At 67.4% G+C, this 21,738-nt stretch carries 19 protein-coding genes and 2 pseudogenes; 7 read left to right on the top strand and 14 right to left on the bottom strand.

Annotation, left to right across the window (positions count from 1 at the left end):
* Positions 1-69 precede the first annotated feature (69 nt).
* Positions 70-981: a LysR substrate-binding domain-containing protein gene (locus WT26_RS06425; RefSeq protein ID WP_069272404.1), complete on the top strand. Its 912-nt coding sequence runs from the start codon at positions 70-72 to the stop codon at positions 979-981.
* Here the strand turns inward: WT26_RS06425 and WT26_RS06420 are convergent.
* The 4 genes from WT26_RS06420 to tkt all read right to left on the bottom strand — a co-directional run bounded on the left by WT26_RS06420 (position 953) and on the right by tkt (position 5,837).
* Positions 953-1,717 (bottom strand): hypothetical protein, encoded by a 765-nt coding sequence (locus WT26_RS06420; RefSeq protein ID WP_196774785.1) that lies wholly within the window; start codon positions 1,715-1,717, stop codon positions 953-955. The two genes, WT26_RS06425 and WT26_RS06420, sit on opposite strands and share 29 nt — an antisense overlap.
* A 497-nt stretch (positions 1,718-2,214) precedes the next feature.
* Positions 2,215-2,493 carry a hypothetical protein gene (locus tag WT26_RS37140; protein WP_155123068.1) on the bottom strand — a complete coding sequence of 93 codons (279 nt, stop codon included), beginning with the start codon at positions 2,491-2,493 and terminating at the stop codon, positions 2,215-2,217.
* Positions 2,494-2,705: 212 nt separating this feature from the next.
* Positions 2,706-3,716 (bottom strand): type I glyceraldehyde-3-phosphate dehydrogenase, encoded by a 1,011-nt coding sequence (gap, locus tag WT26_RS06415; RefSeq protein WP_006485712.1) that lies wholly within the window; start codon positions 3,714-3,716, stop codon positions 2,706-2,708.
* Positions 3,717-3,809: 93 nt separating this feature from the next.
* Complete coding sequence (tkt, locus tag WT26_RS06410) at positions 3,810-5,837, bottom strand: transketolase (RefSeq protein ID WP_069272403.1); 2,028 nt, start codon at positions 5,835-5,837, stop codon at positions 3,810-3,812.
* A 269-nt stretch (positions 5,838-6,106) separates the two neighbouring features.
* Here tkt and speE point away from each other — a divergent pair, with 269 nt between their 5' ends.
* From speE to WT26_RS06395, 3 genes are read left to right on the top strand one after another with little or no spacing between them, the layout of a single operon-like run.
* Positions 6,107-6,964, top strand: coding sequence for a polyamine aminopropyltransferase (gene speE, locus WT26_RS06405; RefSeq protein ID WP_069272402.1), 858 nt, complete (start codon positions 6,107-6,109; stop codon positions 6,962-6,964).
* Between the two features lie 40 nt (positions 6,965-7,004).
* Positions 7,005-7,421: a VOC family protein gene (locus tag WT26_RS06400; protein ID WP_069272401.1), complete on the top strand. Its 417-nt coding sequence runs from the start codon at positions 7,005-7,007 to the stop codon at positions 7,419-7,421.
* Positions 7,418-8,185, top strand: a complete 768-nt coding sequence (locus WT26_RS06395; protein ID WP_069272400.1) for a 16S rRNA (uracil(1498)-N(3))-methyltransferase — start codon at positions 7,418-7,420, stop codon at positions 8,183-8,185. Before WT26_RS06400 ends, WT26_RS06395 begins: the two co-directional genes overlap by 4 nt.
* Before the next feature lie 69 nt (positions 8,186-8,254).
* On the opposite strand, the gene WT26_RS06390 is transcribed toward WT26_RS06395, so the two are convergent.
* The 4 genes from WT26_RS06390 to WT26_RS06375 all read right to left on the bottom strand — a co-directional run bounded on the left by WT26_RS06390 (position 8,255) and on the right by WT26_RS06375 (position 12,877).
* On the bottom strand, positions 8,255-8,980 hold the full coding sequence (locus tag WT26_RS06390; RefSeq protein ID WP_069269872.1) for a hypothetical protein: 726 nt from the start codon (positions 8,978-8,980) through the stop codon (positions 8,255-8,257).
* A gap of 208 nt (positions 8,981-9,188) precedes the next feature.
* Positions 9,189-9,752, bottom strand: a complete 564-nt coding sequence (locus tag WT26_RS06385; RefSeq protein ID WP_059528744.1) for a barstar family protein — start codon at positions 9,750-9,752, stop codon at positions 9,189-9,191.
* A 16-nt stretch (positions 9,753-9,768) separates the two neighbouring features.
* On the bottom strand, positions 9,769-10,200 hold the full coding sequence (locus WT26_RS06380; RefSeq protein WP_006476946.1) for a ribonuclease domain-containing protein: 432 nt from the start codon (positions 10,198-10,200) through the stop codon (positions 9,769-9,771).
* A 376-nt stretch (positions 10,201-10,576) separates the two neighbouring features.
* A complete protein-coding gene (locus tag WT26_RS06375; RefSeq protein WP_059528741.1) occupies positions 10,577-12,877 on the bottom strand; it encodes an NADP-dependent malic enzyme in 2,301 nt (766 codons plus the stop codon).
* Between the two features lie 176 nt (positions 12,878-13,053).
* On the opposite strand from WT26_RS06375, the pseudogene thiL reads away from it, so the two are divergent.
* The 3 genes and pseudogenes from thiL (at position 13,054) to WT26_RS06360 (ending at position 15,127) form a co-directional block, all read left to right on the top strand.
* Positions 13,054-14,054: pseudogene (thiL, locus tag WT26_RS06370) on the top strand (thiamine-phosphate kinase).
* Complete coding sequence (locus tag WT26_RS06365) at positions 14,044-14,595, top strand: phosphatidylglycerophosphatase A (protein ID WP_059528735.1); 552 nt, start codon at positions 14,044-14,046, stop codon at positions 14,593-14,595. The pseudogene thiL and the gene WT26_RS06365 overlap by 11 nt, the downstream one beginning before the upstream one ends.
* A 31-nt stretch (positions 14,596-14,626) precedes the next feature.
* Positions 14,627-15,127, top strand: coding sequence for a CinA family protein (locus WT26_RS06360; RefSeq protein ID WP_059664273.1), 501 nt, complete (start codon positions 14,627-14,629; stop codon positions 15,125-15,127).
* Positions 15,128-15,213: 86 nt separating this feature from the next.
* On the opposite strand, the gene pyrF is transcribed toward WT26_RS06360, so the two are convergent.
* The 6 genes and pseudogenes from pyrF to WT26_RS39015 form a co-directional block, all read right to left on the bottom strand.
* Complete coding sequence (pyrF, locus tag WT26_RS06355; RefSeq protein WP_069272399.1) at positions 15,214-16,056, bottom strand: orotidine-5'-phosphate decarboxylase; 843 nt, start codon at positions 16,054-16,056, stop codon at positions 15,214-15,216.
* A 39-nt stretch (positions 16,057-16,095) separates the two neighbouring features.
* A complete protein-coding gene (locus WT26_RS06350; RefSeq protein WP_069272398.1) occupies positions 16,096-17,169 on the bottom strand; it encodes an aldose 1-epimerase in 1,074 nt (357 codons plus the stop codon).
* A gap of 44 nt (positions 17,170-17,213) precedes the next feature.
* Positions 17,214-17,993: an SDR family NAD(P)-dependent oxidoreductase gene (locus tag WT26_RS06345; protein ID WP_069273701.1), complete on the bottom strand. Its 780-nt coding sequence runs from the start codon at positions 17,991-17,993 to the stop codon at positions 17,214-17,216.
* Between the two features lie 19 nt (positions 17,994-18,012).
* Entirely contained in the window at positions 18,013-19,029 is a 1,017-nt protein-coding gene (gene araH / locus WT26_RS06340; protein ID WP_059664266.1) for an L-arabinose ABC transporter permease AraH, read from the bottom strand.
* 70 nt (positions 19,030-19,099) lie between these two features.
* A complete protein-coding gene (araG, locus tag WT26_RS39020; protein WP_069273700.1) occupies positions 19,100-20,611 on the bottom strand; it encodes an L-arabinose ABC transporter ATP-binding protein AraG in 1,512 nt (503 codons plus the stop codon).
* Positions 20,612-20,812: 201 nt separating this feature from the next.
* Positions 20,813-21,631 (bottom strand): annotated as a pseudogene (locus WT26_RS39015) (arabinose ABC transporter substrate-binding protein); the annotation flags it as partial.
* Positions 21,632-21,738: the final 107 nt, after the last annotated feature.

Below are 21,738 nucleotides of genomic sequence, written 5' to 3'. Positions count from 1 at the left end.
TCGCGCCAATGGTCTTTTTTGATCCGGTTATCATGAAATCTGATTACCGCCCACGCCTGCCCGCCGCCCATGGAACTCAAGCAATTGCGCGCCTTCGTCACGCTCGCGGAAGAACTGCATTTCGGGCGCGCCGCGCAGCGCCTGTTCATCGTGCAGCCCGCGCTGAGCATGCAGATCAAGGCGCTCGAGGAAGAACTCGGCGCACGCCTGTTCGAGCGCGACCGGCACAAGGTCGAACTGAGCGACACCGGGCGCGTGTTCCTGCCCGAAGCACGCGCCACGCTGCAGCAGGCCGCGCGCGCGGAACAGATGGCGCGGCTGTCGAGCCGCGGCGAGATCGGCACGCTGCGGATCGCGTTCGTGTCGTCGGTGCTGCCCGCGCTGCTGCCGGCCGTGCTGCGCACGATGCGCGAGCGCTATCCGCTGATCACGCTCGAACTGAAGGACATGCCGACGCCCGACCAGGTTGCCGCACTGCGCGACCGGCGGATCGATTTCGGGATGATCCGGCTGCCGGCCGCGTATGCGGGCATCGACACGCGCGTGGTGCTCGAGGAAGGCTTCGTCGTCGCGCTGCCGCTCGACCATCCACTCGCCGCGCACGACGCGATCCCGTCGGCCGCGCTGCGCGGCCAGCCCGCGTTCGTGCTCGCGCGCCGCTACGCGCCGGGCTTTCACGACGACATGCTGCTCGCGCTGAGCCGCGCGGGCACGACGCTCGAGATCGCCCAGGAGTTCGGGGAATTCACGACGATGCTCGCGCTCGTCGCGGCGGGGATGGGCATCGGGCTGATGCCGGCGGAGGCGGCCAGCGCGCTGCCGCCGAACGTGCTCGCGCGGCCGCTCGACCTGGCCGGGCACCGCACCGGTATCGGCCTCGCGTGGACCGACCTCGACAGCCCGGTCAAGCGGGCTTTCGTCGATGCGGTCGAGCAAGTTGCACTTGCGCCGGTCAATCGTCGCGCAGGTCGCTCCGCTTGATCCAGCGGACCACATCGCTGCCGCGCGCAAAGTAATCGATCTGAACCCAGTCGCCTTGCCTCACGAGCACGGCGGCGACGTCACCGTTCACGACATAGGCCTTGCTGCGTGCAGAATCCTGCGCAGCCATATAGAGCGGCGCCCGCTTACTGGCAACCGTCGCGAAGCCGATCCAGTTTCGGCTCGCCTTGAACGTCAGGAAATCCCCGCTTTCGATAGTCGGCACTTCGCAATTGGGCAGATCTCCGTCGACTCGCACGTTCCATACGCCGCGATCGCCTGGCGAAACGCTTATCCGCCCGCCCCGTTCACCCGCGAAATACGTGGCGAGACCGACCGCGCCGCCCTTCTCCGCTTCCCCCTTCAGCAGGAAACGGCACGTCGGATCCCGATCCGGATTGTTCACGGCCGGCGCCGTGAACGGGTTGTCGAAATAGCCGGTCACCGCCCCCTTGTCGACCGCGACGTACACCTTCCGATAGTCAAGCTGCGTGCCCGGCACGCTGCGCAATTCGTAGACGCCCGCGCGCAATTCGTCGGCGCCTGCGCATCCCACCGCCATCAGAGCCGCGGCCGCCGCCCATCCCAACAAGAATCGCTTCATCACTTTCCCTTTTTCTTGTCGGCATCCGCCTTTTCGAATACGTCGAAATTGGCCTTCATCTTGCCGTCGTAGTCGTTTTCCTTGTAGCTCGGACCAGACAATATGCCTTGCGCAAACGGCGATCGCGCTCAACGTGTCGTTCGGTTGAACCGTGTAGACGGAGGGATCTCGGTCATGGAGATTTCCGCGGACATGCATCATTCGATCGGAGTCGTTTCGTGCTCGAGGGTCCCGACGTCACCTGCTCGAGGAAGATATGACCGGGGCCGTAGAGCGAGCTCGAGATCGAATGGGCCACCGTCGGCTCGGCTGGCCAGCCAGCCTGATCGACCGAAACGGTCTCGATTTCGACGACAGGAATACACCACGCAGCGTGACCCCGCGCGACGGAATGCCCGTTCGCATCGCTGCAGCGAAATACGAACGACTCCGGCAATTCGGCGGCCTTCCAGATCTCCGTCGAACCGTTCCATGCGTACTTCACGGAGATCGAACCGGGATGAGGCGCGTGCGGATCCTGCGCGCCCGGCGGAAATGGTTTTGACGTGCTGCTTGCTCCCAATGCACCTGACGCACAACCGCCCGCCAGCAACGTGGACACGATGACAGCCGCTGACGCTCGGCAGAAGTTACTTGGCGATCTTGTCGAAATATTCATAACGGGCGGGGTAGCGTTTTCGTCCTTCCTGCTCACAAGGCGTGCCTTTGCTGGACCAGTACATGTTGGCGGATTTGGCGGCGCGGCATCCAGCCCCTTCGTGATGGCGTTCTGGTCCGGCAGGATGGTCGTCGACTTTCGCTCGCCAGACGGTCGCCGTTCTCTCGCCGCCATCGGGGAAGCTGAATTTCGTCTCCTTGCCGGGCGTGAGCGAGACCACATTCTTTTTTTGGCGCGCGCCGATGCACACCGGTCAGTTCGAAGTCGTCGGCAGGCGCGTCGGGGGCCATAAAGCGTATGGTCTGCGGCTACGCTCATGGCACCAGCCTGTTCCCCAGAATCGATGTTGCCTGTTCCGGCAATTCGCAAAAGACAACAAAAAAGCCCGGCCGGCATGAAGCCGAACCGGGCCCGATCGCGATCGACGCCGGCCGCCTTGCGGCGGCCGCGCGACGTGCGGGATTACTTCGCGTTCGCGAATGCGACAGCCGTATCCAGCATGCGGTTCGAGAAACCCCACTCGTTGTCGTACCAGCTCGACACCTTCACGAGGCGGCCCGACACCTTGGTCAGCGTTGCGTCGAACGTCGACGAAGCCGGGTTGTGGTTGAAGTCGATCGACACCAGCGGTGCGTCGTTGTAGCCGAGGATGCCCTTCAGCGCGCCTTCCGATGCTTCCTTCATGATCGCGTTGACTTCCTCGACCGTCGTGTCGCGCTTCGCGATGAACGACAGGTCGACGATCGACACGTTGATCGTCGGGACGCGGATCGCGTAACCGTCGAGCTTGCCGTTCAGTTCCGGCAGCACGAGGCCGACGGCCGAAGCCGCGCCCGTCTTCGTCGGGATCTGGCTGTGGGTGGCCGAACGCGCGCGGCGCAGGTCTTCGTGATAGACGTCCGTCAGCACCTGGTCGTTGGTGTAAGCGTGGATCGTCGTCATCAGGCCGGTTTCGAGGCCGATCTTGTCGTTCAGCGGCTTGACGAGCGGCGCGAGGCAGTTCGTCGTGCACGATGCGTTCGAGATGACGGTGTGCTCGGCCTTCAGCACGTCGTGGTTCACGCCGTAGACGATCGTCGCGTCGACGTCCTTGCCGCCCGGTGCCGAGATGATGACCTTCTTCGCGCCGCCCTTCAGGTGCGCGCTCGCCTTTTCCTTCGTCGTGAAGAAGCCCGTGCATTCCATCACGACGTCGACACCCAGCTCGCCCCACGGCAGTTCTGCCGGGTTGCGGTTGGCCAGCACGCGGATCTTGTCGCCGTTCACGACGAGGTAATCGCCGTCGACCGACACTTCGCCCGGGAACTTGCCGTGCGCGGTGTCGTACTGGGTCAGGTGCGCGTTGGTCTTCGCATCGCCCAGGTCGTTGATCGCGACGATCTCGAGATCGTGCTTCTTGCCGTTTTCATAGAACGCGCGCAGCGTGTTGCGGCCGATACGGCCGTAGCCGTTGATTGCGACGCGAATCGTCATGGGTCTATCTCCTGATGGCTGAAAAAATTCGTTTCGTGCAGCTTCACGTGCGACGCGCGCGAGGGGGGCGCGCGTCGCGTATGTCGTATGTCTTTAGGCCAGCACGGCCTTGGCGGTCTCGACGACGTGCTCGACGGTGAAGCCGAAGTACTTGAACAGTACGCCGGCCGGTGCCGATTCGCCGAACGTGTCGATCCCGACGACGCCGCCTTCGAGGCCGACGTACTTGTGCCAGAACGCGGTCACGCCCGCTTCGATCGCGACGCGGCGCACGCCGTGCGGCAGCACGCGCTCACGGTATTCGGCATCCTGGCGGTCGAACACGTTGGTCGACGGCATCGACACGACGCGTGCCGCGATGCCCTGCTGCGCGAGCGGCTCGACGGCCTTCATCGCGAGTTCGACTTCCGAGCCCGTCGCGATCAGGATGACCTTGCGCGCGACGATCTCCTCGTCCCAGTCCTTCAGCACGTAGCCGCCCTTCTCGATGTTCGCGATCTGCGCATCGGTACGCGGGTTGAATGCCAGGTTCTGGCGGCTGAAGATCAGGCTCGACGGACGGTCGGCGGCGACCGCGCGGGTCCACGCGACGGCCGTCTCGACCGTGTCGGCCGGACGCCACACGTCGTGGTTCGGGATCAGGCGCAGGCTCGACACGTGCTCGATCGACTGGTGCGTCGGGCCGTCTTCGCCGAGGCCGATCGAATCGTGCGTGAACACGAAGATCGACGGCACCTTCATCAGCGCGGCCACGCGCAGCGCGTTGCGGCTGTAGTCGGAGAACGTCAGGAACGTGCCGCCGAACGGCTTGTGGCCGCCGTGCAGCGCGAGGCCGTTGATCGCGGCGCTCATGCCGAATTCGCGCACGCCGTAGTTGATGTGGTTGCCCAGCACGACGCCCGGGCCTTCCGGATTCGCGCGGACGGCCTTCGATGCCTTCCAGTTGGTCAGGTTCGAGCCGGTCAGGTCGGCCGAGCCGCCGAGCAGCTCCGGCAGCGCGGCAGCCAGCCCTTCGATCGCCTGCTGCGACGCCTTGCGGGTCGCGACCGTCTCGGCGCGCTCGTTCGCGCCGGCGATGATCGCCGCGGCCTTCTGCGCCCAGTCGGCCGGCAGCTTGTTGGCCATCCGGCGCTCGAATTCGGCGGCTTCCGCCGGGAACTTCGCGCGATAGGCGGCGAACGTCGCATCCCACTCGGTTTCGGCGCGCTTGCCCGCCTCCTTCGCATCCCATGCCGCGTAGACTTCCTGCGGGATCACGAACGGCTCCCACTTCCAGCCGAGCGCTTCGCGCGTCTTCGCGATTTCTTCCGCGCCGAGCGCCGCACCGTGCACGTCGTGGCCGCCGGCCTTGGTCGCCGCGCCCTGGCCGATCACCGTCTTGCAGCAGATCAGCGTCGGCTTGTCCGACAGCTTCGCCTTCGCGATGGCCGCGTCGACCGCGTCGACGTCATGGCCGTTCACGTTCGGGATCACGTTCCAGCCGTACGCCTCGAAGCGCTTCGGGGTGTCGTCGTGGAACCAGTTCACGACGTCGCCGTCGATCGAGATGCCGTTGTCGTCGTACAGCGCGATCAGCTTGTTCAGCTTCAGCGTGCCCGCGAGCGAGCAGGCTTCGTGCGAGATGCCTTCCATCAGGCAGCCGTCGCCGAGGAACACGTACGTGTGGTGATCGACGATCGTCGCGCCGTCACGGTTGAATTCGTCGGCCATCAGCGCCTCGCCGAGCGCCATGCCGACCGCGTTCGCGAGACCCTGGCCGAGCGGGCCGGTGGTCGTCTCGACGCCCGGCGTGATGCCGTATTCCGGGTGGCCCGGCGTCTTCGAGTGCAGCTGGCGGAAGTTCTTCAGCTCTTCGATCGGCAGGTCGTAGCCGGTCAGGTGCAGCAGCGAGTACAGCAGCATCGAGCCATGGCCGTTCGACAGCACGAAACGGTCGCGATCCGCCCAGTGCGGGTTCGTCGGGTTGTGCTTCAGGTGGCGCGACCAGAGCGCGACGCCGATTTCGGCCATGCCCATCGGCATGCCGGGGTGGCCGGAGTTCGCTTGCTGGACGGCGTCCATCGCGAGCGCGCGGATCGCGTTGGCCATCAGGGTGGTGGAGGCGGGAGACGAAGTCGTCATGTCGAGTCCGGAGAACGAGTCGAGGAAACGGGGGGCACGGCGGCATCCGGAAGCTCGGGCGTCGATCGTTCCCGGCGCGCGGTGCGGCGCCTGACGGACGCGAAGCGGACGGAGCCTACGGACGAGGCTGCAAAGCTCGTCATTTTAACAGATGGCCTGACATTTCCCTTGTCGGCGCGTAGTGTTCCGGCACGGTTTTCCGTCAAACCGCCCGCCTCCTATAATTCAGACGTCGGAACTCCCCGCCCTGGCGGCCTGGCGGCCCGCCCGTGAGCACGACCCTTCTCTTTCATCCCACGCCCGACGCCGCGTACGGCTTCCCGAACGCGCGGCGGCTCGCGCACGTCGCGTCGCCGCACCAGCAGATCGAAGTCTGGGACACCCCGCAGCTCGGCCGCCTGTTCACGCTCGACGGCCGGCCGATGACGTCCGTCGGCGACGAATACGTGTACCACGAGTGCATGACGCACCCGGCCGCGCTCGCGCATCCGTGCCCGAGGAAGGCGCTCGTGCTCGGCGGCGGCGACGGCGGCGCGGCGCGCCAGTTGCTCAAGCACGCATGCATCGAGCGGATCGTCGTCGCGGAGCTCGACGACGAAGTGGTCGGCATGGCGCGTCGTTATCTCGACGACGTGCACCAGGGCGCGCTCGACGACCCGCGCGTCGAGGTCGTGATCGGCGACGCCGCGCATTTCGTCACGTCGACCGTCGAGCATTTCGATCTCGTCGTGTTCGACCTCACGCCGCCCGATTCGCCGGCGGCCGGCCTCTATACGCGCGCGTTCTACGCGCGGCTCAAGCGGATCCTCACGCCGTGCGGCGCGATCTCGATGCACCTCGGCTCGCCGGTGTTCCACGCGGCGCGCATCGCCGCGCTGCTCGACGACCTGCGCGCAAGCTTCGCGGTCGTCGATCCGTTGTCCGCGCACGTGCCGCTGTACGGCTCGCAGTGGCTGATGGCGATCGCGAGCGACACGCTCGACGCGGCCGCGCTGTTCGCGCACGACGTCGAGGAACGCCTCGCGAGCCGCGGCGTCGAAGGGCTGCGCTACTACGACGCGCGGCTGCATGCGTCCCTCTTTGCCCTGCCGCGCGCGCTGCGCGATACACTGGGCGTCCGCCGCTGAGCTGTCGCGCCGTTCCGCTTTCCCCATCCAGGAGATTTTCATGACCGATCCACGTCCGGCCAACGTGCCTTGGTTGACACCCTACCTGGCCGTACGCAACGCGCGCGCGGCCATCGATTTCTTCAAGGCCGCATTCGGCTTCGAGCTGCGCGACGTGCACGACGAGGACGGCGCGATCATGCACGTCGAGATGGCCTATCGCGGCCAGCTGATCGTGATGTTCGCGCCCGAGGGCGCGTTCGGCTCGACCGCGCTCACGCCGAAGAGCGCGAACGCCACCGCGCCGCAGTCGTTCTATCTGTATGTCGACGACGTCGACGCCACCTGGCAGCGCGCGCTCGACGCGGGCGCGAAGTCGCTGAGCCCGCCGCAGGACCAGTTCTGGGGCGACCGGTTCGCGCAGATCGAGGATCTCGACGGCTACCGATGGGCGCTCGGGCGCCGTCTCGAATCATGAACGAAGCCACCACCACCGCGGCCGTGCCGCGCTTTTTCGTCGACGCGGCACTGCGCGCCGACGCCACGCTCGCGCTGCCGGCCGATGTCGCACGCCACGCTCAGGTGCTGCGCCTGCAGCCCGGCGACGCGCTCGCGCTGTTCGACGGCACGGGCGGCGAGTACCGCGCGCGGCTCGTCGAGATCGACAAGCGCAGCGCGCTCGCGCAGATCGACACGTTCGAACCGGCCGAGGCCGAGCCGCCCTATCGCGTGACGCTCGCGCAAGGCATCGCCGGCGGCGACAAGATGGACTGGGTGATCGAGAAGGCCGTCGAGCTCGGCGTCGCGGCGGTCGTGCCGCTGTCGACGGCGCGCGGCGTCGTGAAGCTCGCCGGCGAGCGCGCGGACAAGCGCGTCGCGCACTGGCGCGGCGTCGTGCGCGCGTCGTGCGAGCAATGCGGGCGCAACCGCGTGCCCGACGTCGCGCAGGTCGCCGGCTTCAACGCGTGGCTCGATACGCTGCCGGCCGCACCGGCCGACGGCGAGCTGCGGCTGCTGCTGTCGCCGCGCGCGAGCATCCCGTTCGCGTCGCTGCCCGGCGCGCCGCCTGCGGCAACCGTCACGCTGCTGATCGGGCCGGAAGGCGGGCTGTCGCCCGACGAGGAAAACGCGGCCCGCGCACGCGGGTTCACCGCGCTGTCGCTCGGGCCCCGCGTGCTGCGTACCGAGACCGCCGGCGCGGCCGTGCTCGCCGCGCTTGCGGCACGCTGGGGCGGGTGGTGACCGACGCCGGCCGTGACGGCAACGGCGGACGTCGCCAGGCCGCCGCCGGCAGCGCCCTCGCCGGCCCCGTCATTCGTCGCCGCGCTCCATCCGCGGCATCCTGACCGACTTGAAAATCGAGTCGGCCACGGCCTGGTACATGTCGCCCGCATACGGGCTCGTCCACGCCGTATCGTCGCTGCCGAACAGTTCGATCGAGCCGGTCATCGGCAAATCGACCGGCGCGTCGTTCATCGCTCGGGCCATGTCGGCAAACATCGTGTCGAATGCCGCCCTGCGCTGTTGTTCCGACTTGCCCGGCGCCGGCTGCACCGCGGCCTCCACCTGCTTCACGCCGGGCCCGACATTCGCCACGTCGCACGCATAGGTCACGGTCGCGATCGACTGCCCGTCGCGGCCGGGGTTCGGCGCACGCGTCTCGCCCGTCACCCTGCACCGAGACCGGCTCATCGTCGAAGCAAACGCGGCCATCATGTCGCGGGCCGGCTTTTCCTGGCGCGCGCGCACGTTGGGCGGCAGCGCATTCACGAGCCGGTCTGCCAACTGCCTGCGCAGGTCGGTCCTCGTCTTCTCGTACGCATCGAGATCGAGCGCGTTCTTGCCGTGCAGATAGTCGCGCATCGCATCGTTGTATTCCCGGCCCTTCGACAGGTCGCCGTTCACGAACAGGCCAAGGAACAGTTCGGTGGTGCGGGTCGGCGAAACCGGTGCGGCATTGGCGACGCCAGCGACGGCGAGCACCGACAGGACGAGCGCGCGCACGGCGGCACGCCGCGCGAGACGGAAATCGGTCATGGGAATATAGCCCTCTCTCGGATTGATCGAATTGTCGGTCCGGCACGCGAAGTCAGCTGCGTCACCGAAAGCCGCCGACGCGCCGGACGGCGGCCGATTGTCCCGGAAAATAGCGCGCGATGAAAGCGTCGACGGGCTCGCGCCGCAGGCGCAAAAAAGCCCGCACGAAGGCGGGCTTTCTTATGCAACCGGGACGAGCGCCGGACTTTTACGCGAACGAGTAGAACACGCGGAACGCAACCTTGCGCTCGGCCCAGAATTCGGCCGCCTCGCGGAACACGTCGAGCAGCGTCTCGCGCCCTTCCTTGTCGAATTTCTGCGCGATCGGCAGCCCCTCGAGGACGATCACGAAACCGGGCTGCGCGCCGGCCTTCGCGACGAGGTCGGTGAGGGAGTCGTACAGCGCGTCGTAGTTCTTCCCGAAATGCTTCGGGAACAGGAACGACGTCGCGATCGTTTCCATCACTTCCTGCTTCGACTGCGCGGCGCCGCAATACGCATACAGGAAATGCTGGCCGAGCCGGCCGGCTTCGTCGGCAAGATCCTGCACGCGGAACGCGCGGATCGACTGCACGAGATTGGGTCGCACGGTCGTGAAAAGGCTCATAGGCTCCTCGTTCGATGAAAGCCCGGGCTCGGCTTCCTGTTGCTCCGGCGTGCCGCCGGCCTGCGCCGCCGCGTGCAGTTGGATCACGCGCTGAAACAGATTGCCGTCGCCGGCCGCGAACAGTTCCGCCGCCGCCGTTTCGTGCGCGTAGATGGAGTCGCTCATGCCATTCGTCCCGAAGTCATTCAACAATACGTTTAAAACTGTTGTAGTGGTCGCCCGTGTAATAACAGTTGTCGATCCGGCGCAACGGCCCGCCACAGACGATCCGGCGCGCGCCGCGATTGCGGGCACGCGGCGTCGGTACCGTGTACTCATGGTAGTAGCCGCGCTTCGCTTTTGGCAGGATCCGCTCGCGGTTGCCAAACACGACGCCGTCTTTCTCGTACGGATAGGGGCCGCCAGCGCCGATCAGGCCCAGCGTGGTCACGGCCTCGCGCGGAAGACTGGCGGTCGGAATCGTATCGAGCCCGCTCGCCGCGACGTCGGCCGGAACGGCCTCCCGTGCGTAAGCGGCGGAAACCAGACTGCCCGTCGGCGTGCCGACGATACCCATCGCGAACATCGCGAAGACGGACGCGAGCGCGCCGTTGCGGAGCCACTTGCGTGCCATGAACCAGGGTTCCCGCTGTTAAATCAAGTAGTTGACGACCAACAAAGGCGTTAGCGTAGCGTTATTGGCCGCGCGAATCAATGTCCGTTTGGGAATCGAAAGCATCGTGATACCCGGATTTGCGCATTTTTTACCGAAATTGCACTACATTTATCTTACACAGGATAAAATAAAGGCGGCATCTCTCGTATGGCAAGACCTGCCTCCTTGCCGCGCTCGTTACCAGGAGTGGAGAGATGCTGCTGTTGCCTTGAGGGAAGCGCGTTTGCGCCCTGCCCGCGGCGTGCCCATTGCGGGCACGCCTCTTTTTGCTTTTGTTTACAATTTCGCCCGACGCGCCACGCCGGTTCGACCGGCCTGGCGCGTTCGTTTTGGCTCAGCGCGCGGCGTTCACGTCGGCGACCAGCAGCGCCGCCATGTTGACGATACGACGAACGGTCGCCGATTCGGTCAGCACGTGCACCGGCTGGGCGGCACCCAGCAGGATCGGCCCGATCGCGATGTTGTTGCCCGCGGCCGTCTTCAGCAGGTTGTACGCGATGTTCGCGGCGTCGATGTTCGGCAGGATCAGCAGGTTCGCTTCGCCTTCCAGCGTCGATTCCGGCAGGATTTCCTTGCGCAGCGCCGCGTCGAGCGCGACGTCGCCGTGCATCTCGCCGTCGACCTTCAGCTCCGGCGCACGATCCTGCAGGATCGCGAGCGTATCGCGCATCTTCTTCGCCGAAGGGGCGTTGCTCGTGCCGAAATTCGAGTGCGACACCAGCGCGACTTTCGGCTCGATGCCGAAGCGGCGCACTTCCTCCGCGGCCATGATCGTGATCTCGGCCAGCTCCTCCGGGGTCGGATCGACGTTCACGTGCGTGTCGACGAGGAAAATCTGGCGGCCCGGCAGCACGAGGCCGTTCATCGCCGCGTATACGCTGCAGCCCGGGCGCTTGCCGATCACCTGGTCGATGAAGTGCAGGTGGCGGTGCGTGGTGCTGATCGTGCCGCAGATCATCCCGTCCGCTTCGCCCTTCTTCACCAGCATCGAGCCGATCAGCGTGGTGCGGCGGCGCATCTCGACGCGCGCGAGCTGCTCGCTGATGCCCTTGCGCGCCATCATCTTGTAGTACGTTTGCCAGAAGTCGCGGTAGCGCTCGTCGTGCTCGGTGTTGACGACCGTGAAATCGGTGCCCGGCGTCAGGCGCAGGCCGTAGCGCTGGATACGGTGCTCGATCACCGACGGGCGGCCGATCAGGATCGGCTTCGCGAGTTTTTCGTCGACGATGATCTGAACGGCGCGCAACACGCGCTCTTCTTCGCCTTCCGCGAACACAACGCGCTTCTTCTCTTCCGGCGCGGCGCGCGCGATCTGGAAGATCGGCTTCATCGTCGTGCCGCTGTGGTACACGAACTGCTGCAGGTGCTGCTTGTAGGCGTCCATGTCCTCGATCGGGCGCGTCGCGACGCCGCCGTCCATCGCGGCCTGCGCGACGGCCGGCGCGATCTTCACGATCAGGCGCGGGTCGAACGGCTTCGGGATCAGGTATTCGGGCCCGAACGACAGATCCTGGATGCCGTAGGCGGTCGCGACGATGTCGCTCTGCTCGTGCTGCGCGAGTTCGGCGATCGCGTTGACGGCCGCGATCTCCATTTCACGCGTGATCGTCGTCGCGCCGACGTCGAGTGCGCCGCGGAAGATGAACGGGAAGCACAGGACGTTGTTGACCTGGTTCGGGTAGTCGGTGCGGCCGGTCGCGAGGATCGCGTCGGGGCGCACTTCGAGCGCCGCTTCCGGCAGGATTTCCGGCGTCGGGTTCGCGAGCGCGAGAATCAGCGGGCGCTCGGCCATGCCCTTCACCATCTCCTGCTTCAGCACGCCCGCGGCCGACAGGCCGAGGAAGATGTCCGCGCCGTCGATCACTTCGGCCAGCGTCCGGGCGTCCGTCTCGCGGGCGAAACGCTCCTTGTCCGGGTCCATCAGCTCGGTGCGGCCCTTGTAGACCACGCCGGCCAGGTCGGTCACCGTGATGTTCTCGAGCGGCAGGCCGATGTCGACCAGCAGGTCGAGACACGCGAGCGCGGCCGCGCCCGCGCCGGACGCGACGAGCTTGACCTTCTTGATGTCCTTGCCGACGACCTTCAGCCCGTTCGTGACGGCCGCGGCCACGACGATCGCGGTGCCGTGCTGGTCGTCGTGGAACACCGGAATCTTCATCCGCTTGCGCGCTTCGCGCTCGACGATGAAGCAGTCAGGCGCCTTGATGTCCTCCAGGTTGATCCCGCCGAAGGTGGGCTCCAGCGCGGCGATCACGTCGACGAGCTTGTGCGGATCCGACTCGTTCAGCTCGATGTCGAACACGTCGATGCCCGCGAACTTCTTGAACAGCACCGCCTTGCCTTCCATCACCGGCTTCGACGCGAGCGGCCCGATGTTGCCGAGACCGAGCACCGCCGTGCCGTTCGTGACGACGCCGACCAGGTTGCTGCGCGCGGTGAAGCGCGCGGCGTTCAGCGGATTCTCGACGATCTCCTCGCACGCGTACGCCACACCCGGCGAGTAAGCGAGCGCGAGGTCGCGCTGGTTGATCATCTGCTTGGTCGGGGCGATCGCGATTTTCCCGGGGGTCGGAAATTCGTGATAGTCGAGCGCGGCTTCGCGGAGCTTGGCTTTGGAGGAGGATTGGGTGGACATGTGTCTCGTGACGGGCGGATTAGAATAACTGTTCGACGGGCATTGTAGCGCCAATCATCGGCCGCCAGACCGGCGATTCGGGTGCAACAGCCGCGACAAAAATGTACCGGATGGTGCGGAAGCGCCGCCGTTCGCCTCGTACAACCGTTCCTGCAATCGTTTCGGATCCATCCGCCGTGCCAGCCGCCCTCTCCGAGTTTTCGCTGATCGAACGCTTCTTCACGCGCCGTGCCGCCCAGGGCGCACGTGCGTCGACGCTCGGCATCGGCGACGATTGCGCGTTGATCGCGCCTCGATCCGGAAAATTGCTGGCCATTTCGACGGACATGCTGGTGGAAGGCCGCCACTTCTTCCCCGACGTCGCACCCGACGCGCTCGGCCACAAGACGCTCGCGGTCAACCTGTCCGACCTCGCGGCGATGGGCGCCGAACCGCGTGCCTTCACGCTCGCGTGCGCGTTGCCGCGCGCCGACGCGGCGTGGCTGGAAGCATTCAGCAACGGGCTGTTCGCGCTCGCCGAGCGCTACGGCTGCGAGCTGATCGGCGGCGACACCACGAGCGGCCCGCTGAACCTGTGCGTGACCGTATTCGGCGAAGTCGCGCCCGACGCGGCGCTGCGGCGCGATGCCGCGCGCGACGGCGACGACGTCTGGGTGTCCGGCACGCTCGGCGATGCGCGCGCCGGCCTCGGCGTCGCGCGCGGCGAATGGGCGGCCGGTGCGAACGAAGCGGCTGCGTTCCGGCGTGCGCTCGAGCGCCCCGAGCCGCGCATCGCGCTCGGCCTCGCGCTCGCGGGCGTCGCGCACGCGGCGCTCGACATCTCGGACGGCCTCGCCGGCGACTTGCAGCACATCCTCGCCCGCTCGCACGTGTGCGCCGAAATCGATGCCGATGCGGTGCCGCGCTCGGCCGCGCTCGCGACGCTGCCGCCCGACGTGCAGCGACGCTGCACGCTGGCCGGGGGCGACGACTACGAACTGTGCTTCACCGCGCCGGCGGCGGCCCGCGCGGCGGTCGAAGCGGCCGGCCTCTGACGGCCGGCGTGCCGGTCACGCGAATCGGTACAATACGCGCGTTGTCCGCGCCGTCGGAACGGCCCGCGATCGCGTGGCGCGACGCCGCCGGCGCGCCCCTCGCCCTCACGTTGCACGGCTTCGACCACTTCCATGCAGACTGACCCGACGCCCGCGCACGCCGCGGCCGAGCCCGGCGCCGCACCTGGCGGACACACGCCGCGGCGCGCGACCGCGCGCTTCATGCTGTCGCACCCCGCACACCTCGTGTCGCTCGGCTTCGGCAGCGGGCTCGCGCCGCTCATGCCCGGCACGTTCGGCTCGCTGTTCGGCTGGCTCACGTTCGTCGTGCTCAACCGCTACCTGACGGTGCCCGAATGGTGGGCGCTGATCGCGGTCGGCTTCGCGGCGGGCACGTGGCTCACCGGTTTCACCGCGAGAAAGATGGGCACGTCCGATCCGGGCGCCGTCGTCTGGGACGAAATCGTCGCGATCTGGCTCGTGATGCTGTTCGTCACGCCCGCGACCTTCGTCGGCCAGCTATGGGCGTTCGTCGCGTTCCGCATCTTCGACATGCTCAAGCCGCCGCCGATCCGCTATGTCGAGCGCCGCCTGAAAGGCGGGCTCGGCATCATGGTCGACGACCTGGTCGCCGCGTTCATGACGCTGCTCGTGATCGCCCTGTGGCGCTCCGTCGCCGGCTGACCGATTTCCCGACTCCCGTTTCCCGACGCGCATGCCAACCGATTCCGTCGTCCACCAGCTTGCGATCCGCGCAGGCAACAAGCTGCGTGACGAGCACCTGACGCTCGCCACCGCCGAATCCTGCACCGGCGGCATGATCGCCGCCGCGATCACCGACATCTCCGGCAGCAGCCAGTGGTTCGAGCGCGGCTTCGTCACGTACTCGAACCAGGCCAAGATCGACATGATCGGTGTGCCGCCCGACCTGATCGACAAGCACGGCGCCGTCAGCGAGCCCGTCGCGCGCGCGATGGCCGAAGGCGCGCTGCGCAACAGCCGCGCGCAGGTCGCGCTGTCCGTCACCGGCATCGCGGGCCCGGCCGGCGGCAGCGAGAAGAAACCGGTCGGCACCGTGTCGTTCGGCTGGAGCAACCGGCTGCATACCGACGTCGAGACGCTCGTGTTCAAGGGCGACCGCGATCAGATCCGCACCCAGGCGGCCGCGCATGCACTGCGCGGGCTGCTGAAGCTGCTCGACGAGCGCGAGGGCTGACGCGCCGGCGGCCCGGTGCGGGCCGCACGAGACGGGTCGCATGAGATGGACCCAAGAAACGGGCCGCGATCGGCGGCCCGCCCCGCTCAACGATGCGCGTTGATCGTGTCGCGGGTCTTCTGCGCGGCGAGCGCCGCGGCTTCGGCGAAATCCTCGCCCTTGCTCGCGTACAGGATCGCGCGCGACGAGTTGATCATCATGCCGGTGCCGTCGGCCGTACGGCCCGCGTTGACGGTCGCCTGCACGTCGCCGCCCTGCGCACCGATGCCGGGGATCAGCAGCGGCATGTCGCCGACGATCCCGCGCACGATCTCGATTTCCTTCGGGAACGTCGCGCCGACGACGAGGCCGAGCTGGCCGTTCTTCGCGTTCCACTTGTTCGCCGCAAGATCGGCCACGACCTGGTACAGCGGCCGGCCCGGATGGCCGGCCCCGTTCGTTTCCAGAAACTGCAGGTCGGAACCGCCCGGGTTCGACGTGCGGCACAGCACGATCACGCCCTTGCCTTCGTGCTCGAAGTACGGCTCGACCGAGTCGTAGCCCATGTACGGGTTCACCGTGACGGCGTCCGCGCGATAGCGCTCGAACGCTTCGCGCGCGTACTGCTCGGCCGTGCTGCCGATGTCGCCGCGCTTCGCGTCGAGGATCACGGGCAGGCCCGGATGCTGGAGGTGGATGTGCGCGATCAGGCGCTCGAGCTGGTCTTCCGCGCGATGCGCGGCGAAATAGGCGATCTGCGGCTTGAACGCGCTCGCGTATTGCGCGGTCGCGTCGACGATCTGCCGGCAGAATTCGAAGATCGCGTCGGGCTGGCCGTCGAACTGCACGGGAAAGCGCGACGGCTCGGGATCGAGGCCGACGCACAGCAGCGAATTCGTACGCTGCCACGCGGCGCGCAGCGATTCGATGAAAGTAAGCGGGGAAGACATGGCGGGTACTCGCGGCAAACCGTTGGTAGACCGCGTATTTTACCCGCGTCGCCGGCGGCTTTCGCGCGCGGGTGCATCACCGCGTGCATCGCCGCGCACGTCGCTGCGCTCGACGGTGAACGCGAAACGCCGCGTGAGCCGCTCGCCGGGCGCGAGCAGCGTCATCCCGTGCGCGGTCGCGCCGCCCGGCAGGTTCACCGCATTGATCGGATGATCGACCGGCTCGAAGCAGAAGAAGTCCTCGCCGGGCGGGGTATAGAGCACGTACGCGTCGGCGTCGGCCGCCACCGTCAGCGACAGTCCGCGGCGCGGCCAGCTCACCGTCGCGTGGCCGCCCCAGCCGGTGAATGCGTGATTGACGAGCGCGGCCGGCAGCGGATACGCGACGCCGAACTGCCAGGCCGGCGGCACGCTCACGTGCCGCACCGGCAGGAAATCGGCGCCCGACAGCCACAGCCCGCCGGCGGCCGCGGCCAGCTCGGTCACGTCGTCGCGCACCAGGAACGGATGCACGCCGAGCCCGAACGGCAATCGCGCACGCCCCGCATTCTCGATCGTCAGCGCGATCGACAGCGTCGTATCGTCGAGCTCGAACGACTGGATCGCGCGGAACGCATACGGCACCCCGGCCGTGCGATCGAGCGACAGCTGCAGCGACGTGGCGGCCGCGTCGTCCACCTGCCATGGCGCGAGCCAGCCGTCGCCATGGATCGGCAGCGGCTCGTCGCGGCGGTTGCGCGGCACCGCGACGCTGCGCCCGTCGCATTCGAAACGCGCACCGCCGATGCGGTTCGAGTAAGGCAGCAGCGGATAGCACGCAAGCTCGTTCGGGTCCGTCGCCGTCTCCGGGTGTTCGCAGCGGCGGAACACCGGCAGCAACGCACCGTTGTCGCCGCGCCAGTCGAAGCGCGCGATGCCGCCGCCGAGATGCGGCAGCACGTCGAGCCGCAGCGCCGCGTTCGACAGCGTGACGGCCGCCGCATGCGCGGCGCCGACGCCCTGCGCGAAGGCGGCCGTCTGCGGGCCGGGGCTGACCGGCTGCGCGGCGGCGGCCAGGCGCGCGCGGCGCGACTGGCTGGTGGACGACGATGCGCGCGAGGACGTGGCGGTCATGATGAACTCCTTCGTCGAAGAAACGATGCGGGTCGTGCGAACGGTCAGGCCCAGCCGCCGTCGACGATCACGTCCTGCGCGGTGATCATCCGGCTGTCGTCGGCCGCGAGGAACAGCGCCATGCGCGCGAGATCGGCGGGCAGCAGCTCGGCGTCGAGGCACTGGCCGGCCTTGATCGCCGCGCGGCCCGCGTCGTCGAGCCACAGCCGGCGCTGCTTGTCGGTCATCACCCAGCCCGGCACCAGCGAATTCACGCGGATGCCGAACGGCCCGAGGTCGCGTGCGAGCCCGCGCGTCAGCCCCTGCACGGCCGCCTTCGCCATCGCGTAGACGGGATAACCGCCGTTCTTCAGCATCCAGCTGATCGAGCCGAGATTGATGATCGCGCCGCCGCCCTGCTGCTTCATGTCGTCGATCACCGCCTGCGCGGCGAAGAACTGGTGACGCAGGTTCACCGCGATGCCCGCGTCGAACGATTCGGGCGTCACGTCGCCGATCGCGTGGCGCGCGTCGTTCGCCGCGTTGTTCACCAGCACCGCGATCGCGCCGATGCGCGCGCGGATCGCGTCGATCGCATGGCGCAGCGCGCCGACGTCGGTCAGGTCGCACTGGATGAACAGCGGCGCATGGCGCACGTGCGCGAGGCTGTCCGCCAGCGCGGCACCGGCGGCCGCGTCGAGGTCGACGAACGCGACGCGTGCGCCCTGCGCCGCGAAGTGTTCGACGAACGCCGCGCCGATGCCGGTCGCGCCGCCGGTGATCAGCACGGTGCGGTCGGCGAGGCTCGGGTAGCGCGCATAGCGCGCGGACGTTTCGTTATGCATGTCGGTCAGCTCCATCGGTTCAGTCGCGGACGCCGCGGTTCTTCAGCTGGTCGAGCAGCACCGCCGCGAGCAGGATCGCGCCGCGCACGAGGTACTGGTAGAACGCGTCGATGTTCAGCAGGTTCATCACGTTCTCGACCGTGCCCATGATCAGCACGCCGATCACGACGCCGGAGATCGTCGCGCGGCCGCCCATCAGCGACACGCCGCCGAGCACGCACGCGGAGATCACGTTCAGCTCGAAGCCCTGCGCGGCGTTCGGCTGGCCCGACGTGATGCGCGACGCGAGGATCACGCCCGCGAGCGCCGTCACCGCGCCCTGGATCAGGAAGATGTACACGCGCGTGCGTTCGACGTTGATCCCCGCGAGACGCGACGCCTCGGGGTTGCCGCCGATCGCGAGCGTGTTGCGGCCATACACCGTCTGGTTCAGCAGCACGCCGAACGCGATGAAGCACAGCAGCGTGACCCAGATCGGCAGCGACACGCCGAAGAGCGTGAGTCCGCCGAGCGCGATGAACGTATCCGACGACACGCCGACCGCCTGCCCCTTCGACACGATGAAACCGAGCCCGCGCACGATCTCCATCGTCGCGAGCGTCGTGATCAGCGCGTTGATGCGCAGGTACGCGATCACCGCGCCGTTCACGAAGCCGATCGCGGCGCCGGCCGCGACCGCGGCGACGATCGCGACGAACGTGTTGTCGGTCGCGTTCAGCACCATCGCGCACAGCACGCCCGAGAACGCGACGGTCGAGCCGATCGACAGGTCGAAGTCGCGCGACGCGAGACAGAACATCATCGTGCACGCGACCATGCCGATCTGCGAGATCGACAGCGCGAGGCCGAGCATGTTGTCGATCGAGAAGAAGTGGTCGACCGTCAGCGACATCGTGATGAACATCACCGCGAAGATCGCGATCAGGCTGTATTCGGTCAGGTGCTGCCACCACTTCTGGCGGTCGCTCTGCTGCGGCACCAGCGCGTCGGCCGCGGGCTTCACGGCGGCGCTGCCGAGGTTTTCGTTGACTTGCATGATTGTGTCTCCTGCTCCTGCATCGCGCGGCCCGTGCCGCGCATGTCCGATTCGATTGTCGTGTCCCGCGTCAGGCCGCCTCGACGGCGCTCGTCTGCGGCAGCGCAAGGCTCAGCACCGCGTGCTCGTTCGCCTGTTCGCGCGGCAGCTCGCCCGCGATCCGGCCTTCGCGCATCACGACGATGCGGTCGGACACGCCGAGCACTTCCGGCAGCTCCGACGACACCATCACGATCGCGCAGCCGCGCTCCGCGAGCCGGTAGATCACGTCGTAGATCTCGTGCTTCGCGCCGACGTCGATCCCGCGCGTCGGCTCGTCGAGAATCACGACCTTCAGGTCGGGCTCCGCGAGCCAGCGCGACAGGATCGCCTTCTGCTGGTTGCCGCCCGACAGGAAGCGGATCTTCTGGCGCCGGTTCGGCGTCTTGATCTTGAGCCGCTGGATGAAGCGGTCGGCGGTTTCGCTTTCGGCCTTGCGGTTGATGAACAGCCTCGCGCGCAGCGAATGGCGCCGGCAGCTGATGTTGATGTTCTCCGCGACCGACGCGATCGCGATGATCCCTTCTTCCTTGCGGTCCTCGGGGCACAGCACGATGCCGTGGCGGATCGCGTCGCCGGTGCGCTTCACGTCGATGCGCGCGCCGTCGAGCGTCAGCACGCCCGCGCGCCGGTGATCCGCGCCGTACACGAGCCGCATCAGCTCGCTGCGGCCCGCGCCGACCAGCCCGAAGAAGCCGACGATCTCGCCCGCGCGCACCGAGAAGCTCGCGGGTTCGCGCAACGCATGGCCGTCGATGCCTTCGGCGGAGAACCGCAGGTCGCCGAGCGTGCGCGGCGCGTAATGGTAGATGTCCGAAATCTCCCGCCCGACCATCTCGGCGACGAGCCGTTCGCGCGGCACGTCGGCGAGCGATTCGTGCGACGCGATCTTGCGCCCGTCGCGGAAGATCGTGCACGCATTGCAGAGCCGGTAGATCTCGTCCATCCGGTGCGAGATGTAGATCAGCGCGCGGCCCTGCGCGCGCAGGTCGTCGACGAGCTTGAACAGCACTTCGGTCTCGCGGTGCGACAGCGAGCTCGTCGGTTCGTCGAGCGCGATCACGCGCGCGTTGCGCATCAGCGCCTTGCAGATCTCGACCATCTGCCGCTGCGCGATCGACAGCCGCCCGAGCTTCGCGTCGGGATCGAGGTCGACACCCATCGCCGCGAGCCGCTCGCGCACGTAGCGCTTCGCCTCGCGCTTCCTCACCCAGCCGAACGCATTCGGCAGGCGGCCGAGCAGCAGGTTCTCCGCGACCGTCAGGTCGGGCACGTACTGCAGCTCCTGGTGAATCACCGCGATGCCGGCCGCGATCGACGCGGCCGCATTCGCGAACTGCACGTGCTGGCCGTCGACCAGCACGCTGCCCGCATCGGGCTGGTATTCGCCGCCGAGAATCTTCAGCAGCGTCGACTTGCCCGCGCCGTTCTCGCCCATCAGGCCATGCACCTCGCCCGCATGCACGTCGAACGAGATGCCGTCGAGTGCGCGCACGCCGGGAAATACCTTGCCGATATTGTCAAAACGCAGTGCCGCTGACACGTCGCCTCTCCACTTCCGGAGAATCGATCGACCGCCGGCCGCCGCATCGCCGCGGCAGCCGGCGGGCCGCTTACTTCGACGCGAGCCCCATCTCGTCGCGCACCTTCGACACACGTTGTCGCGCGTCGCGAGCATGCCCGTCGTCAGCGTCAGCGCCGGCGGTGCCTTGCCCTGCGTGATCCACGTGTACATCAGGTCCGAGGTTTCCTCGCCGTGGCGCTTCGGGCTGATGATCACGGTGCCGTAGAAACCCGTCGGCTGCGGCTTCTTGAACTCGTTCAGCGCCGAATCGGAGCCGCCGATGCCGATGCCGATCATGTTGTCGGCCTTGAAGCCGCGCCCCTCGGCCGCGCGCACCGCGCCGAGCACGGCCTCGTCGTTCAGGCCGTACGCCACCCAGTGCTTGAACTGCGGGTTCTTCGTGAGCGCGATGTTCGCCGCGTTGAACGCGTTCTCCGTGTCGGTCTTCGCCTGCGGCGCCGCGATCACGTTCGCCTTCGGAAAGCCGGCGGCCACCAGCGCGTCGGTCGCGCCGCTCGTGCGGTCGTGCGCGGTCGGCAGCTGTTCGTAAGTGATGTCGATCGCGCCGACATCCTTCATGTCCCAGCCGCGCTTCTTGATCTCGGCCGCGATGCCGTCGCCGACCTGCTTGCCGATGTTGTACGCGGAGATCCCCATGTGCGGCACCGACTCGATCGGCTTGCCCGCGCCGTCGACGAGGCGGTCGTCGACCGTCATCATCTTCAGGTTGTGCGACTTCGCCTTCGCGACGATGCCCGGCCCGAGCTTCACGTCGGGCGTGCAGATGATGAAGCCCTGCGCCTTCTGCGCGGACAGGTTGTCGATCGCGCTCATCACCTTTTCACCGGACGGCGCGCCGATCTTCACGAGCGTGAAGCCCTTCTGCTTTGCGGCGATCTCGGCGAATTTCCATTCGTCCTGGAACCACGGCTCTTCCGGCTGCTTCACCAGGAAGCCGATCTTGACCGGGTCGGCCGCGTGCGCGACCGGGCTGCCCATCACCACCGCGGCCGCGGCGGCCAGCGTTACGAACGTTCTGCGTTTCATCTCCAGTGTCTCCTTGTCTTCATCGAACAGGATGCAGCCGCTTGTTGGTTTCGACGCAG

It is taken from the genome of Burkholderia cepacia, assembly GCF_001718835.1.
Lineage (GTDB): Bacteria > Pseudomonadota > Gammaproteobacteria > Burkholderiales > Burkholderiaceae > Burkholderia > Burkholderia cepacia_F.
Note: the sequence above shows the minus strand (reverse complement) of the source record. Positions and strands in the feature narration are given on the sequence as shown.